Source organism: Rhizobium sp. LjRoot258 (assembly GCF_964254185.1).
GTDB lineage: Bacteria > Pseudomonadota > Alphaproteobacteria > Rhizobiales > Rhizobiaceae > Rhizobium.
Genome location: NZ_CAXUST020000001.1, coordinates 2714189 through 2730078 on the forward strand (window position 1 = coordinate 2714189; position 15890 = coordinate 2730078).

General features: G+C 61.4%; 13 protein-coding genes. 10 read left to right on the forward strand and 3 right to left on the reverse strand.

The annotated features are described in order from the left end of the window. Positions 1 to 140: 140 nt before the first annotated feature. Entirely contained in the window at positions 141 to 1139 is a 999-nt protein-coding gene (gene ftrA / locus ACSQ9D_RS13435; RefSeq protein ID WP_436282630.1) for a transcriptional regulator FtrA, read from the reverse strand. 68 nt (positions 1140 to 1207) lie between these two features. Here ftrA and ACSQ9D_RS13440 point away from each other — a divergent pair, with 68 nt between their 5' ends. After that, positions 1208 to 1621 (forward strand): rhodanese-like domain-containing protein, encoded by a 414-nt coding sequence (locus ACSQ9D_RS13440; RefSeq protein ID WP_436282631.1) that lies wholly within the window; start codon positions 1208 to 1210, stop codon positions 1619 to 1621. A 105-nt stretch (positions 1622 to 1726) separates the two neighbouring features. Beyond that, complete coding sequence (locus ACSQ9D_RS13445; RefSeq protein WP_436282632.1) at positions 1727 to 2788, forward strand: glycosyltransferase family 4 protein; 1062 nt, start codon at positions 1727 to 1729, stop codon at positions 2786 to 2788. An 18-nt stretch (positions 2789 to 2806) separates the two neighbouring features. On the opposite strand, the gene ACSQ9D_RS13450 is transcribed toward ACSQ9D_RS13445, so the two are convergent. After that, on the reverse strand, positions 2807 to 3463 hold the full coding sequence (locus tag ACSQ9D_RS13450) for a TetR family transcriptional regulator C-terminal domain-containing protein (protein WP_037124226.1): 657 nt from the start codon (positions 3461 to 3463) through the stop codon (positions 2807 to 2809). A gap of 302 nt (positions 3464 to 3765) precedes the next feature. Here ACSQ9D_RS13450 and ACSQ9D_RS13455 point away from each other — a divergent pair, with 302 nt between their 5' ends. Then, on the forward strand, positions 3766 to 5019 hold the full coding sequence (locus ACSQ9D_RS13455; protein WP_436282633.1) for a Zn-dependent hydrolase: 1254 nt from the start codon (positions 3766 to 3768) through the stop codon (positions 5017 to 5019). A gap of 77 nt (positions 5020 to 5096) precedes the next feature. Further along, entirely contained in the window at positions 5097 to 6551 is a 1455-nt protein-coding gene (hydA, locus tag ACSQ9D_RS13460) for a dihydropyrimidinase (protein ID WP_436282634.1), read from the forward strand. Between the two features lie 12 nt (positions 6552 to 6563). Here hydA and ACSQ9D_RS13465 read toward each other — a convergent pair whose 3' ends face one another. Continuing rightward, the gene (locus ACSQ9D_RS13465; protein ID WP_436282635.1) at positions 6564 to 6977 is read right to left on the reverse strand and encodes a cupin domain-containing protein; all 414 of its coding nucleotides are present in this window, start codon (positions 6975 to 6977) and stop codon (positions 6564 to 6566) included. Positions 6978 to 7030: 53 nt separating this feature from the next. Between ACSQ9D_RS13465 and ACSQ9D_RS13470 the strand changes: the two genes are divergently transcribed. The 6 genes from ACSQ9D_RS13470 (at position 7031) to ACSQ9D_RS13495 (ending at position 15819) form a co-directional block, all read left to right on the forward strand. Next, positions 7031 to 7864 (forward strand): ABC transporter ATP-binding protein, encoded by an 834-nt coding sequence (locus tag ACSQ9D_RS13470; RefSeq protein ID WP_436282636.1) that lies wholly within the window; start codon positions 7031 to 7033, stop codon positions 7862 to 7864. Between the two features lie 36 nt (positions 7865 to 7900). Beyond that, the gene (locus tag ACSQ9D_RS13475) at positions 7901 to 8785 is read left to right on the forward strand and encodes an ABC transporter permease (RefSeq protein WP_024315701.1); all 885 of its coding nucleotides are present in this window, start codon (positions 7901 to 7903) and stop codon (positions 8783 to 8785) included. Next, positions 8782 to 9909: an ABC transporter permease gene (locus tag ACSQ9D_RS13480; RefSeq protein WP_436282637.1), complete on the forward strand. Its 1128-nt coding sequence runs from the start codon at positions 8782 to 8784 to the stop codon at positions 9907 to 9909. Before ACSQ9D_RS13475 ends, ACSQ9D_RS13480 begins: the two co-directional genes overlap by 4 nt. Before the next feature lie 56 nt (positions 9910 to 9965). Next, on the forward strand, positions 9966 to 10937 hold the full coding sequence (locus ACSQ9D_RS13485; RefSeq protein WP_436282638.1) for an ABC transporter substrate-binding protein: 972 nt from the start codon (positions 9966 to 9968) through the stop codon (positions 10935 to 10937). Between the two features lie 387 nt (positions 10938 to 11324). After that, complete coding sequence (locus ACSQ9D_RS13490) at positions 11325 to 12515, forward strand: efflux RND transporter periplasmic adaptor subunit (RefSeq protein WP_436282639.1); 1191 nt, start codon at positions 11325 to 11327, stop codon at positions 12513 to 12515. A gap of 10 nt (positions 12516 to 12525) precedes the next feature. After that, positions 12526 to 15819 (forward strand): efflux RND transporter permease subunit, encoded by a 3294-nt coding sequence (locus tag ACSQ9D_RS13495; protein ID WP_436282640.1) that lies wholly within the window; start codon positions 12526 to 12528, stop codon positions 15817 to 15819. The last annotated feature ends 71 nt before the right edge of the window (positions 15820 to 15890 follow it).

The following is a 15890-nucleotide window of genomic DNA, read 5'->3' on the forward strand; positions in this document are numbered from 1 at the left end:
ACTCGCCGCGGCGTTGCTTGCTGACAGCGACCCGCCTCCTGCGGACGACCTGTCAATCTCTCGCCGCGCAGACGCGCAGCTGCTGGACCCCTGTGACAAGCACAGGAAGGAGAAGGGGCTAGAAGGCCAGTATCAGGGGCTCAACCGCCGCCAGCCGCAAACATCTTCCGATAGGCGCCCGGGCTCGTGCCCAGCCGCTTGCGGAAGTGATGCCGCATCGTCGCCAGCGTCCCAAAACCGCTGGAAGCTGCGATGTCGTCGAGGGATGCGCCGATCTGTTTTTCCAGCAGCTCGCGCGCATGGCGAAGCCTCTGCCTCAGCAGCCATTCGCCGACGCTGAGCCCGGTGGTGCTCTCGAACCGGCGCTGAAAGGTTCGCTGGCTCATCCCGGCTTTCGTCGCGAGCAGACTGATCGACTGCTCCTCATCCAGCCGCTGCCGCATCCACTCGATCAGCGGGCCGAGCCGGATGCCCTCGCGCTCCTGCGGTACCGGCGCCTGGATGAACTGCGCCTGCCCGCCTTCGCGATGCGGCGGCAGCACCAGGCGCCGCGCGACGCTGTTGGCAGCCTCCGCGCCGAAATCACCACGAACCACATGCAGACAGAGATCGATACCGGCGGCGCTGCCTGCCGCCGTCAGGATACTACCCTCGTCCATGTAGAGCACGCCGGCATCGAAGCTGATATCGGGGTAACGCTCCGAGATCGAGGCGACGTAGCGCCAATGCGTGGTTGCCCGCCGATGGCCGAGCAACCCGGTGGCGGCAAGCACCGCAACACCGGAGCAGAGGGACATGATCCGCGCACCACGCTGGTGGGCTAAGCGCAAAGCATCGATGACCGCGTCGGGAACCTCTGCATCGATCGCGCGCCAGCCAGGCACGACGATCAAATCCGCCTCCTCGAGCACCTCCAACCCATGATCGACGCAAACCGTCAGCCCGCCGGCCGCACGAAGCGGTCCCTTCTCTATGGCGCAGACCGAATAGCGGTACCATCCCTCGCCCATTTCCGGACGCGACAGGCCGAACACCTCGTAGGCAATGCCGAACTCGAAGGTGCACAGCCCGTCATAGGCAAGCACCGCGACATGGGGTCCCTTCAGCGCATTTGGCATGATCTTTACGCAAACCGTCATTCTGGCCAATTTCGCCAAGCCATAACATCGGCGATGGTCGGCGGCAACTCGAACCGAAAGGACATGCCATGCCGAGCTTCGTCGCCGAAACCCCTGCGGCCTCTGCCGAGGCCACCGCCGCCTACTATGCCCGCAAGCTCGCCTTCGAGACCGATTGCTGGGACGTCCACGCATCGCTCGCCGCCGGCAACAGTGACTTCGTACTGCTGGACGTTCGCTCGCCCGCACTTTATGCCGCCGCCCACGTACCGGGTGCCATCAACCTGCCGCACGGCAAGATGACGGCGCATCGCATGTCGGAATGGCCCGCAGATACCCTCTTCGTCGTCTATTGCGCCGGCCCGCATTGCAACGGCACCGACAAGGCCGCTCTCCGTCTCGCCAGGCTCGGGCTCCAGGGGAAGGTCATGATCGGCGGAATGACCGGCTGGGCCGACGAGGGGTTTTCCTTCGAGACCAGCCCGGCGGCGGCCGCCGCCTAACGCAAGGATCGCTGCACGGGCAGAAGCATTGGAGCCGCCGCGAGGGAGATTGTATTTTCTTGCGTCGGTGCGATAGTCGGGAGGCGCAAAGAGGTAGCCTCCCGCATGACATGTCATATCGTTGCGATCGGTCAGTTGCCTCCGCCACTCAACGGCTTCTCGCACGCGACTAAAAGCATGATCGTGCTTCTTTCGGAAGCCAACAGCGTCACGGTTTGCAATGTCGCCCCGCCGACCGGCAAGCTGTCGCTGCTGAAGCATCCGATCAAGTTCAGTCGCGTCCTCGGCGCCTGTCTCCAGCTGTTTCGCGATCGCACGCATGGCAACAGGATCTGCTATCTCGCCTGCGAAGGCGGCCTGATCTACACGTCGCTGATCGTGCTGTTTGCGAGGCTCCTTGCCTATCCCGTCTACCTGCACCATCACAGTTTCAGCTACATCGATAGGCCGAGGTTGCTGATGCGATCCATCCTGACGCTCGGCGGCCGCCGGCTGCGACACATTTTCCCGTGCGACATCATGCGAGACGACTTCACCGATACTTATGGCCGCCGCACGCGGAGCAGCCTGATCTCCAATGCGGCCTTCGTGGTAGCGCAGGAAGAAAGGGACGAGCCGAAGGACCGCACGCATCTCGTGATCGGCATGCTGAGCAATCTCAGCCGCGAGAAAGGGCTGGACACCTTTCTTGATCTCGCCCGGCAAGCGCAAAATGAGAGCTTGCCGATCAGGGCAATCCTCGCGGGTCCGGCCGGCGCCGGCGAACGCGCGGCCATTGATGCCGCCGTCGCCGAACTCGGCGATACGCTGGACTATCGCGGCCCGCTATATGACGCCGCGAAAGGGGACTTCTATCGCGAGGTCGATGTGTTCGTCTTCGCCACGACCCATGGCAACGAGGCGCAGCCGCTGATGATCTTTGAGGCGAAGGCGGCCGGAAACGCGGTCATCTCCTGCGACCGCGGCTGCATCAGGAAGCAGCTCGATGAAAGCGACCTTCTCATTCCCTCGAGCGGCGAGTTTGTACCGACCGCATTGGCCTGGTTATCGGCCATGTCACCGGAGCCCGTGCTCGAAGCAAGACGGAAGGCGATCCAGCAAGCCTATAAAACCCGCCACGCCAAGGCGCGCGCTGCCATCAACTCACTCTTGAATTTCGACGAATGATGGTGCGATGCCACGCCATCATGATGCGCCAGGCACCGGCTTGACCTTCAGTCCGTCGATGAACAGCTGCTCGAGGAAGCGCGCCGCATCGTCGAAGCGACCGGCGCCTGCATGGTCCTGCCCGAGCACCGCCCTCACCTGAACGTCGAAGTCGGCATAATGCTGTGTCGTCGACCAGATCGAGAAAATCAGGTGGTAGGGATCGCACTTGGCGATCTTGCCTGCTTTTGCCCAAGCACGGATAACGTCGGCCTTCTCGTCCACGAGTTCCTTCAGCGGCCCTTTCAGTTCGTCTTCGACATGCGGCGCGCCCTGCAGCATCTCGTTGGCGAAAAGCCGGCTTTCGCGTGGGAAATCGCGGGCCATTTCGAGCTTGCGCCTTATGTAGCTGCGGATCTCGCTTTCGGGATTGCCCTCGGCATCGAAGGCTCTCAGCGGCTCCAGCCAGGTAAAAAGCACGCGGTCGATCAGCGCCCGGTGCATCGCTTCCTTGGTGCGGAAATAATAGAGCAGGTTCGGCTTCGACATGCCGGCGACTTCGGCGATCTGATCAATTGTGGAACCACGAAAGCCGCTAACCGAAAACACGTCGAGCGCGGCTTCAAGAATCTGCTCTTCCTTCTCTTCCTGAATGCGCGTGCGCCGCTGAGTCCTGGCTGCTCTCGGGATTGCCATGTCGATCTTGTTTCCCCTTCAAATTCAACCATTTCGCTCAAGATTGAACCGGCATGGGCCGCTCGCCGCAAAAATGGGCAGATGCCGGCAATTTTGTCTGTATTTTTCCTGATTTTCGTCTTGAGCCCAGCGCCGGAAGTTGTAATGTTTACCAATCGGTCAAATTATCGATCAGATGCAAAACAAAGGCAACTGGCGATTTTCCGGCGCTAACAAAACAAACAAGAGCGCCGAGAAACTGACCACGGGAACAAGCGGGCATGCGCGCTGCATGACCGCGAAAACAGGTGAGGGCTTTGGACATGGTGGCAGCACCAGGCGAGAACATGCGCGTCAACGGGGATCGTCTTTGGGACAGCCTCATGGACATGGCAAAGATCGGCCCGGGCATTGCTGGCGGCAACAACCGCCAGACCTTGACGGACGCCGATGCCGAGGGGCGCAGCCTTTTCAGGACATGGTGTGAAGACGCCGGGCTGACCCTCGGTATCGACGAGATGGGTACGATGTTCGCGACCCGTCCGGGCGCCGATCCGGATGCGCTGCCGGTCTATGTCGGCTCGCATCTCGATACGCAGCCGACCGGCGGCAAATATGACGGCGTGCTCGGCGTGCTTGGCGCTCTCGAAGTCGTCCGCACCATGAACGACCTCGGCATCAAGACCAAGCATCCGATCGTTGTCACGAACTGGACCAACGAGGAAGGCGCACGCTTCGCACCGGCCATGCTCGCCTCGGGTGTCTTCGCCGGCGTCCATACACTGGAATATGCTTACGAGCGCAAGGATCCGGAGGGCAAGACCTTCGGCGACGAGCTAAAGCGCATCGGCTGGGTTGGCGACGAAAATGTCGGTGCGCGCAAGATGCACGCATATTTCGAGTACCACATCGAACAGGGGCCGATCCTCGAAGTCGAGAACAAGCAGATCGGTGTGGTCACGCACTGTCAGGGCCTCTGGTGGCTCGAATTCACGCTGACTGGCAGGGAAGCGCATACCGGCTCGACCCCGATGAACATGCGCGTGAACGCCGGGCTTGCGATGTCACGCATCATCGAAATGGTGCAGACCGTGGCGATGGAGAACCAGCCGGGCGCCGTCGGCGGCGTCGGTCAAGTCTTCTTCACCCCCAACTCACGCAACGTCCTGCCTGGCAAGGTCGTCTTCACCGTTGACATCCGCTCCCCCGATCAGGCGAAGCTCGACGGCATGCGTGCCAGGATCGAGGCAGAAGCACCTGACATTTGCAAAGCGCTCGGCGTCGGTTGCGCGATCGAGGCGATCGGCCACTTCGCGCCGGTCACCTTCGATCCGACGCTCGTTTCGCGCGTGCGCGGTGCGGCCGAACGGCTTGGCTACAGCCACATGAACCTTATCTCGGGCGCCGGCCACGACGCCTGCTGGGCAGCAAAGGTCGCGCCGACGACGATGGTCATGTGCCCCTGCGTCGGAGGCCTCTCGCACAACGAGGCGGAGGACATCTCCAAGGAATGGGCAACGGCCGGCGCTGACGTCCTCTTCCACGCCGTCGTCGAGACCGCCGAAATCGTTGTATAATCAAGGGCGGGATCATTCCCGCCTTTCTTTTACCGGCGGACGCATAGCCGCGAGCAATCAATGCAAGGGAACTGATCATGAGCACAGTCATCAAGGGCGGAACCATCGTCACCGCGGACCTGACCTACAAGGCGGACGTGAAGATCGAGGGCGGCAAGATCGTCGAGATTGGCCCGAACCTCTCCGGCACCGAAACGCTCGATGCTGCGGGCTGCTACGTCATGCCCGGTGGTATCGACCCGCATGTCCATCTCGAAATGCCGTTCATGGGCACCTACTCCTCCGACGACTTCGAAAGCGGCACCCGCGCGGGTCTCGCCGGCGGCACCACCATGGTGGTGGATTTCTGCCTGCCGGGACCGGAGCAGTCGCTGCTTGAAGCCCTGCAGATGTGGGACAACAAGACCAGCCGCGCCAACGCCGACTATTCGTTCCACATGGCGATCACCGGCTGGAACGAACGCGTCTTCAACGAGATGGAAACGGTCGTCAAGGACAAGGGCATCAACACCTTCAAGCATTTCATGGCCTACAAGGGCGCGCTGATGGTGAACGACGACGAGATGTTCGCCTCCTTCCAGCGCTGCGCCGAGCTCGGCGCACTGCCGCTGGTTCACGCAGAGAATGGCGATGTCGTTGCCTCGATGACCGCCAAGCTTCTCGCCGAAGGCAACAACGGCCCCGAGGCACACGCCTATTCCCGCCCGCCCGAGGTCGAAGGCGAGGCAACCAACCGCGCCATCATGCTCGCCGACATGGCCGGTGTGCCGCTCTATGTCGTGCACACCTCCTGCGAGCAGGCGCATGAAGCCATCCGCCGCGCCCGCCAGAAGGGCATGCGCGTCTATGGCGAGCCGCTGATCCAGCACCTCACGCTCGACGAAAGCGAATATTTCGACAAGGACTGGGACCATGCCGCCCGCCGCGTCATGTCGCCGCCCTTCCGCAGCAAGCAGCACCAGGACAGCCTCTGGGCAGGCCTGCAATCCGGCTCGCTGTCGGTGGTGGCAACCGACCATTGCGCCTTTACCACCGAGCAGAAGCGCTTCGGCGTCGGCAATTTCGCCAAGATCCCGAATGGCACCGGCGGCCTCGAGGACCGACTGCCGATGCTGTGGACCCATGGCGTGAACACCGGCCGTCTCACGATGAACGAATTCGTAGCGGTCACCTCGACCAACATCGCCAAGATCCTCAACGTCTATCCGAAGAAGGGCGCGATCCTCGTCGGTGCCGATGCCGATATCGTCGTATGGGATCCGAAGCGCTCGAAGACCATCTCGGCCAAGTCGCAGCAGTCGTCGATCGACTATAACGTCTTCGAAGGCAAGGAAGTCACCGGCCTGCCGCGCTACACGCTGACGCGCGGCGAAGTGGCGATCGAGGAAGGCGCGATCAAGACGATGGAAGGCCACGGCCAGTTCGTCAAGCGCGAACCGTTCCAGGCAGTCAACAAGGCGCTCTCGACCTGGAAGGAGCTCGTGGCGCCCCGCAAGGTCGAACGATCCGGCATCCCGGCGACGGGAGTGTGATCCTTGACATCGTCACTCCTGCACCAGCCGATCAAGCTCCGGAAGCAGAACGACGCTTTCCTGCTCGTTCGGATCGGTGCGGGCGATGATCGCGGTGCAAGGGGTGCTGCTGAGGTTGGCAGGCAGATGCGGCACACCGGCGGGGATATAGAACAGCTCGCCGGCGTGAACGACGACATGATGCTCCAGCTCGTCGCCATACCAGGTGTGAGCCTCGCCGGACAGCATGTAGATGGCCGTTTCGTGCGCCTCATGCAGATGCGCCTTGGCGCGCACGCCGGGCGGGATCGTCAGCAGATTCATGCAGATGCCCTTGGCGCCGACCGTCTCGGCCGCGATGCCTTCGAAGTAGCTGAGCCCCTGCTTGCCGTCATAGGCATGACTGGGACGCACAATGTGACAGGTGGGCTTTGATGTCGCGTCCATCGTCATCCTCCATGGACCTTGCCGGAACAATGAAAACCGCTACTCATACTATCATGCAAACCGCAGAAGCGCGGGGAAAACAGGATACACAAGCATTGACGCAAGCTGCCTCCGTCGTCTCCGCCAAGGACCTCTGTCTGACCTACGATGCCAGCGATGCTCCTGTGCATGCGCTGACGAACGTCAATCTCGACGTGCGCAAGGGCGACTTCGTCTCCTTCATCGGCCCATCCGGTTGCGGAAAGACCACTTTCCTGCGCGTTATTGCTGATCTCGAAAGAAAAACATCGGGGGAAATCACCGTCAACGGCATGACGCCGGAGGAGGCTCGCAAGGCCCGCGCCTACGGCTACGTCTTCCAGGCACCGGCGCTCTATCCCTGGCGCACCATCGAGAAGAACATCGCCCTGCCGCTCGAAATCATGGGCTATGCCTTAGCCGACCAGAAGAAGCGTATAGCCGATGCGCTTGACCTCGTGAACCTTTCCGGTTTCGAGAAGAAATTCCCCTGGCAGCTTTCCGGCGGCATGCAGCAACGGGCCTCCATCGCACGTGCGCTCGCCTTCGATGCCGACCTGCTCCTGATGGACGAACCCTTCGGCGCGCTCGACGAAATCGTTCGCGACCACCTGAACGAGGAGCTTCTGAAACTCTGGGCGCGCACCAACAAAACCATCTGCTTCGTCACCCATTCGATCCCAGAAGCGGTCTATCTCTCAACTAAGATTGTCGTGATGTCCCCTCGCCCCGGTCGCGTCACCGACGTCATCGACTCGCCGCTTCCCAAGGAGCGGCCGCTGGATATTCGCGAGTCGCCCGAGTTCCTTGAAATCGCCCATCGCGTGCGCGAGGGCCTGAGATCGGGGCACAGCTATGAGCAGCACTAAGGCATTGGGTGTTAGAACCGGTGCGCGGGGGCACTCATGAGGCCAGATACTCTTAAGGATCGCATCGTCCCCGTCCTCACAATCCTGTTGGCATTGATCGCGATCTGGTACGTCGCGGCAGTGCTGATGAATGCCTCCTTCCAGCGCGACATGGATCAGCGTGCCAACCAGACGCCGGGAACGGTGGAATTCGTCGAAAAGACGCTGTCGCAGCCGAAGCCGCTGCTGCCTGCACCGCATCAGGTGGCGCAGAACGTCTTCGAGAATACCTTCCTGCGCAAACTTTCGAGCAACCGCAGCCTGGTCTACCATAGCTGGGTCACGCTCTCGTCGACGCTGCTGGGCTTCGGCTTCGGCACACTGCTCGGCATCGTGATCGCCGTCGGGATCGTTCACATCAAGGCGCTCGACCGCAGCCTCATGCCGTGGATCATCGCCTCGCAGACCGTGCCCATCCTGGCGATCGCTCCGATGGTGATCGTCGTCCTCGGCGCGGTCAACATTACCGGCCTCGTGCCGAAAGCGCTGATCTCGACCTACCTTTCCTTCTTCCCGGTCACCGTTGGCATGGTCAAGGGGCTGCGCTCGCCGGAGGTGATGTTCCTCGATCTGATGCGGACCTATAACGCCACAGCCGCGCAGACCTTCTGGAAGCTACGTGTTCCCGCCTCCGTGCCCTTCCTCTTCACCTCGATGAAGGTCGCGATCGCTGCAAGCCTTGTCGGTGCCATTGTCGGCGAGCTTCCGACCGGCGCCGTCGCCGGCATCGGTTCGAAGCTGCTCGCCGGCTCCTACTACAGCCAGACGATCGATATCTGGGCGGCGCTTGTCGCAGGCTCGGTGCTGGCAGCAAGCCTAGTCGCCATTGTCGGCCTCGTGGCGAAGATCGTCGATCGTTCGATGGGCGGGAGGCCGGCATGAAACAGATGACCTTCTCATGGCAGGGCGTTCTTGTCCTGCTGCTGGCCGCCATTGCGCTCGTGACACTGCCGATCATGGGCCCAGGCGCGCCTGAGCCGGTTTCGTCGGTGACCGTTGGGCTGACGATCGCCCTGATCGTCGCCCTCGCCTTCGTTTCCTTCGCGCCCTTGCCGAAGCTTTATGTTGCCGGCGCTTTGCTGATCGGTGCGCATTGGGCCGCCTGGGTGCTGCTTTCAAGCGTGACGGGCAACGAGGGGCTGGCGACCACGTCCCTCTTCCTGCTGATGGCCGCCTGCTGGCTGCTGGCCTGGCGCTGCGTCACCGAGCTCTCGGAGATGAAGCCGGCCTCGAATTTTGGCCGCTCCTTCCTGCGGCTGCTCATTCCGGCAATCTTCGGCGCCTGGATCCTGATCCTCTGGGAAGCGCTGACGCGTGGCGCCGGCATCCCCTTCGTCTTGCTGCCGCCGCCGAGCGCCATCGGCGTCAGGATCGCCGGCTCTCTGCCGATTCTGGCCGACGACGTGCGTCAGACGATCTTCAAGGCAGTGTTCGCCGGCTACGTCCTCGGCTGTGGCGCAGGCTTTGCAGTGGCCGTTCTTGCCGATCGCGTCGCCTTTTTGCGCCGCGGCCTGCTGCCGATCGGCAACATGGTGTCGGCCCTGCCCATCATCGGCGTCGCACCAATCATGGTGATGTGGTTCGGCTTCGATTGGCAGTCGAAGGCGGCCGTCGTCATCATCATGACCTTCTTCCCGATGCTGGTGAACACCGTCGCCGGCCTCGCCGCCTCCGGTCAGATGGAACGCGACCTGATGCAGACCTACGCTTCGAACGACTGGCAGACGCTACTGAAGCTCCGGCTTCCGGCGGCGATGCCCTTCATTTTCAATGCATTGAAGATCAACTCGACGCTGGCGCTCATCGGTGCCATCGTTGCGGAGTTCTTCGGTACGCCGATCGTCGGCATGGGCTTTCGCATCTCCACCGAGATCGGTCGCATGAATGTCGACATGGTCTGGGCCGAGATCGCCGTTGCGGCGCTGGTCGGCTCGATCTTCTATGGCGTCGTCGCCCTCGCCGAAAGGGCGGTGACTTTCTGGCATCCGTCTATCCGTGGTGGCTAGGCGTCGCTTTATTCCCGCGAATGGGATTGGGGCATAACTTCAGAGGGAAAAAGAAAATGAAAAAACTGATTATTGCGATGATGGCGAGCGCAATGGCGCTCGCAGCAGCCCAGGCGATGGCTGCCGACAAGGTGACGCTGCAACTCAAGTGGGTGACGCAGTCGCAGTTCGCCGGTTACTACGTCGCCAAGGACAAGGGCTACTACGAGGAAGAAGGCCTCGACGTTACCATCAAGCCGGGCGGCCCTGATATCGCACCGGAACAGGTGATCGCCGGCGGCGGTGCTGACGTCATCGTCGACTGGATGGGCGGCGCGCTCGTTGCCCGCGAAAAGGGCGTTCCGCTGGTCAACATCGCCCAGCCCTTCCAGAAATCCGGCATGGAACTGATTTGCCGCAAGGATGGCCCGATCAAGACCGAAGCCGATTTCAAGGGCCATACGCTGGGCGTCTGGTTCTTCGGCAACGAATATCCGTTCTTCGCTTGGATGAGCAAGCTCGGCCTGAAGACGGAAGGCGGTGCCGATGGCGTCACCGTTTTGAAGCAGAGCTTCGACGTACAGCCGCTGCTGCAGAAGCAGGCCGATTGCATCTCCGTCATGACCTACAATGAATACTGGCAGGCAATCGATGCCGGCTTCAAGCCCGAGGAACTGACTGTGTTCAACTACACCGCCATGGGCAACGACCTGCTCGAAGACGGTCTCTACGCGTCTGAAGACAAGCTCAAGGACCCGGCCTTCAAGGAAAAGATGGTCAAGTTCGTCAAGGCTTCGATGAAGGGATGGAAATACGCAACCGAAAATCCTGACGAAGCAGCAGGAATCGTCGTCGATGCCGGCGGCCAGGACGAAAACCACCAGAAGCGCATGATGGGCGAAATTGCCAAGCTGATCGGCGACGGCACCGGCAAGCTCGACACGACGCTCTACGATCGCACGGCCAAGGCCCTCCTTGACCAGAAGATCATCAACAAGGAACCGACTGGCGCCTGGACGCACGACGTCACGGACGCTGCTTCCAAGTAATCAGCGACTGAGACGACGAAACGCGCGGAGCTTCCGCGCGTTTTGCTTTTTGACGAAAAAGTTCGCGTTCCATGTCGCATCGGCCATGCCTCGCGCGTCATATGGAGGCGATGCGCGATCAACTATCGGAATGCTTGCATAACCGTTCAGTGATTGATCTGCATCGCAATGCTAATTATTGTGTTCAAATGAGGAATTATTTTCCGCCGGGCTTGCGCGATGGGCAAATCGCTACCACGTACAAACCGAATTTGCCGGACGAGGGACTTCTTAAGTAAGAACCGGCAAAGGATGCGGAAATACTTCTGAGAACACCAATACGGGAACCGGCCAGTCGCGTGCTGATGACAACGCGCGAGTCTGACCGAGCAAACTGGATGACGACGCATGGCACGTACGCCTGTTAAGATATTTCGCGCCTCAACCCTGCTGATCGCGGCAGCTGTTGCTTCGGCAGCATTTGCCCAGGAACAGCCGGTCGCAAAGCCGCAGCAGAACCTGCCGGCAATCGTGGTGACGAAGGCGTCCACCCGCACCCTCGTCGACCGCGTTGTTGCGACCGGTACGGTAAAGCCTGTCGAGGAAGTTTACATTCAGCCTCAAGTCGAAGGATTGTCGGTCCGCACGTTGAATGCCGATGTTGGCGACAGGGTTCAAGCCGAAAGCACGCTGGCGACCCTGAACGACGACGCACTCATCCTAGAGAAGAGCCAGATGCAGGCCACGAAGGCCAAAAACGAAGCGAGCCTTGCGCAGCTCCGCGCTCAGTTGATCGAAGCGCAGGCCAATGCGGAGCAGGCGCGCCAACAGCAGGCACGCGCCCAGGAAATGGGCAAGAAGGGCACGGTTTCCACGGCGACCGTCGAGCAGGCGGATGCGGCAGCGGCTTCGGCCAATGCCCGTGTCGATTCCGCAAAGCAGGCGATCCAGGTGGCCGTCGCGGAGATCAAGGTGACTGAAAGCCAGATCGCGGATGCTGATCTGAAGCTGGCACGCACCGACGTCAAGACGCCGGTCGGCGGTACCGTCGCAGACAAGAACGCCAAGATCGGCGCGATTGCACTCGCGACCGGTGATCCGCTCTTCACGATCATTCGCGACGACAAGATCGAGCTGGTAGCGGAAGTGGGTGAGAGCGACATCGTCAAGGTCCAGCCTGGCCAGAAGGCCACTCTCTCGCTCTCCGGTAGTCGCGAGAAGGTTACCGGCTCCGTACGCCTGGTTTCGCCAACGGTCGATCCGCTCACACGCCTCGGTTTGGTCCATATTTTGATCGATGACTCCAGCAAGGCACGTTCGGGCATGTACGGCAGCGCTGACATAGTCGTGCGCACCACGGAAAACGTGGCGCTCCCGGTCTCAGCCGTGCTGTCGGGCAATGAGGGATCCTCGGCCCGCAAAGTCGAGAACAGCGTCGTCAAGTTCGCCAAGGTCGAAACCGGCATCCAGGACGGCGCCTATGTCGAGATCATCAAGGGATTGAAAGCCGGCGACGAGGTCGTAGCCAAGGCGGGCGCCTATGTCCGTGACGGCGACCGCATCACGCCGGTTCGTGAACAGCCACCGGTTTCCAACTGAGAGACGGCCGATGAACTTTTCAGCCTGGTCTATCCGAAATCCAGTCGCATCGCTTCTGGCGTTTGCACTTCTGCTTTTCGTCGGCATCCAGTCTTTCAACAAGCTGCCGATCACGCGTTTCCCGAATATCGACGTTCCGCTCGTTTCCATCGTCGTGACGCAGAGCGGCGCTTCGCCCGCCGAGCTCGAGATGCAGGTGACGAAGGAGATCGAGGACGCCGTTGCCAGCATAACCGGGATCGATGAGATCCAGTCGACGGTGACAGACGGCCAGTCGCAGACGGTCGTCATGTTCCGTATGGAAATTCCCACCGAGCAGGCCGTTCAGGACACCAAGGACGCGATCGACCGCATCCGCAGCGACCTGCCGGCCAACGTCGAGGAACCAATCGTCTCGAAGATCGACGTCGAAGGCCAGGCGATCCAGACCTTTGCCGTCTCCTCGCCTGATATGACGCTCGAAGAACTCTCCTGGTTCGTCGATGATACCGTCAAACGCGCCCTGCAGGGGCAGGCGGGCATCGGCCGCGTTGACCGCTACGGCGGCGCGGACCGCGAAGTGCGCATCGAGCTCAATCCCGACAAGCTGAACGCCCACGGCATCACCGCCGCGAGCGTGAACCAACAGCTGCGCGGTACGAACGTCGATCTCGGCTCCGGCCGCGGCCAGGTGGCGGGTAGCGAACAGGCGATCCGCGTGCTCGGCGATGCCCGAAATGTCGCGGAGCTCGCCAACACGACGATTGCGCTGCCGAACGGTCGTTTCGTCAAACTGTCCGACCTCGGCGCCATCAAGGACACCTATCAGGAGCCAAAGTCCTTCTCGCGCTTCGATGATACGCCTGTCGTCACCTTCGGCGTGTTTCGGTCGAAGGGCGCCAGCGAAGTCACCGTCGCGGAAACCGTGGCCAAGAGCCTCGAGAAGGTGCGCGCCGAAAACCCCAACGTCGGCATCGAGCTGATCAGCGACTCCGTCTACTTCACCTACGGCAACTATGAAGCGGCCATCGATACGCTGATCGAAGGCGCGGTGCTTGCGATCATCGTCGTCTTCCTGTTCCTCCGGAACTGGCGTGCAACGTTGATTTCGGCAGTCGCACTGCCGTTGTCGGTGATCCCGACGTTCTGGATTATGGACCTGATGGGCTTCTCGCTGAACCTCGTCAGCTTCCTGGCCCTGACGCTCGCGACAGGTATTCTCGTTGACGATGCGATCGTCGAAATCGAGAACATTGCCCGTCATATCAAGATGGGCAAGACTCCCTATCGCGCGGCAATCGAGGCCGCCGACGAAATCGGCCTCGCGGTCATCGCAACGACCTTCACGATCATTGCCGTGTTCGTGCCGGTGTCGTTTATGCCCGGCATCCCAGGCCAGTACTTCATTCAGTTTGGTCTCACGGTTGCCTTCTCCGTCTTCTTCTCGCTCATGGTGGCACGCCTCATCACGCCGATGATGGCCGCATACCTAATGCGTGCGGAAGACGGCATCGAAGACCATCACGACAATGATGGTCTTTTCTTCCGCGGCTACACGCGCCTCGTGCGCGCCACGACCCGGCGGTGGTGGACCCGCTATGCGACGCTGATCGCGGCAATCGCCTTCCTCATCGGCTCCGTAATGTTGCTTGCGCAGGTGCCCGGCAGCTTCCTTCCGCCGGAAGATGCATCGCGCATCGTCCTATCCGTAGAGCTGCCGCCGAACGCGACGCTCGACGATACAGAAGCGACGACGGATGCGATCTACAAGGACGTGAAGGATATCGATGGCGTTGAAAGCGTCTTCGTGCTCGGCGGCGCTTCTCCCAAGGGCGACCTCGAACTGCGCCGCGCGACCGTAACGCTCACGCTCCATAAGCTCGACCAGAGGCTTTCGAAGAAGCTGGTCGACGACTTCCTTGGGGCGCTGCCGATCATCGGACCGCACCTGCCCAAGGTGGAGCCAAAGGGCCGCGTTCGGCCGCAGTGGGATATCGAGAAGGAGGTCTTCGCCAAACTCCGCCACATCCCTGATGTGCGCATCCTCAAACTCAACGATCGCGGCGAGCGTGACCTATCGTTCAACTTCCTCTCGAAGAACGAGAAGGACCTGAACGACGCTGTGGGTATCCTGGAATCAAGACTGCGAGCCGATCCGCTGCTGGCGAATGTCAGCGCCGAGGGCGCCCTGCCCCGTCCTGAACTTCAGGTCCGTCCACGCAAGGACCAGGCTGCCCGTCTCGGCATCACCCCGCAGCAGATCTCCGAGACCATCCGCGTCGCCACCATCGGTGACATTGATGCAGCCCTCGCCAAGATCAACCTGGACGATCGCCAGATCCCGATCCGCGTACAGGCGTCGCTCGATATGCGCCGCGATCTTGCCGCCCTGCGGGCGCTGAAGATGCAGACGGCGAGCGGCGGCACCGTGCCGCTCTCCACCGTCGCCGACATCGACTATTCGGAAGGCGTCAGCTCGATCAAGCGCAACAACCGCTACCGCGTCGTCTCGATCGGGTCCGACCTGCCGCAGGGCGTGGCACTCGACACGGCATCCGCCCGGTTCCGGCAGATCGTCAACGAGGCCAAGATCCCTGCGACGGTTCAGCTGGCCGAAAGCGGCGACACGAAGGTGCAGACCGAAATGCAGCAGAGCTTCGTCAACGCCATGTTGATGGGCCTGATGCTGGTGCTGACGGTGCTGATCCTCCTGTTCAAGGACGTGATCCAGCCCTTCACCATCCTGTTCTCGCTGCCGCTTGCGATCGGCGGCGTGGCAGTCGGCTTGCTCGTCACCCAGAACCCGCTCTCGATGCCTGTCATGATCGGCATCCTGATGCTGATGGGTATCGTCACCAAGAACGCGATCCTGCTCGTCGACTTCGCCATCGAGATGCGTCATCGCGGCATGGAGCGCGTGGAAGCCATGGTCGAAGCAGGCCGCAAGCGCGCCCGCCCGATCATCATGACCTCGATCGCGATGTCGGCAGGAATGCTGCCGTCAGCGCTTGGCGTTGGCGAAGGCGGTTCGTTCCGTGCGCCGATGGCGATCGCGGTGATTGGCGGCATCATTGTGTCGACAGTCCTTTCGCTGGTCGTCGTGCCCTCGTTCTTCCTGATCATGGACGATCTGTCGCGCTTGCTTGCCTGGATGTTCGGCCGTCTGGTGGGCAGGAAGGACAAGGAAGACCTGGCCATGTCGCGCGAAGAGCTCACCCAGGCTGTTGGCGCCCTCGAAGGCCGGGTAACCGCAATCGAGACCCCGGAAGGCAAGCGCAGCAAATCAGGCAATGTCGTGCGCCTGCCGCCTTTTGCGGCGGAGTAGCCGCTCAAACCAAAGGCCGGGGCAACGCCCGGCTTTTTCTTGGCGGACATTTGATCGAGATCAAGTTCTGA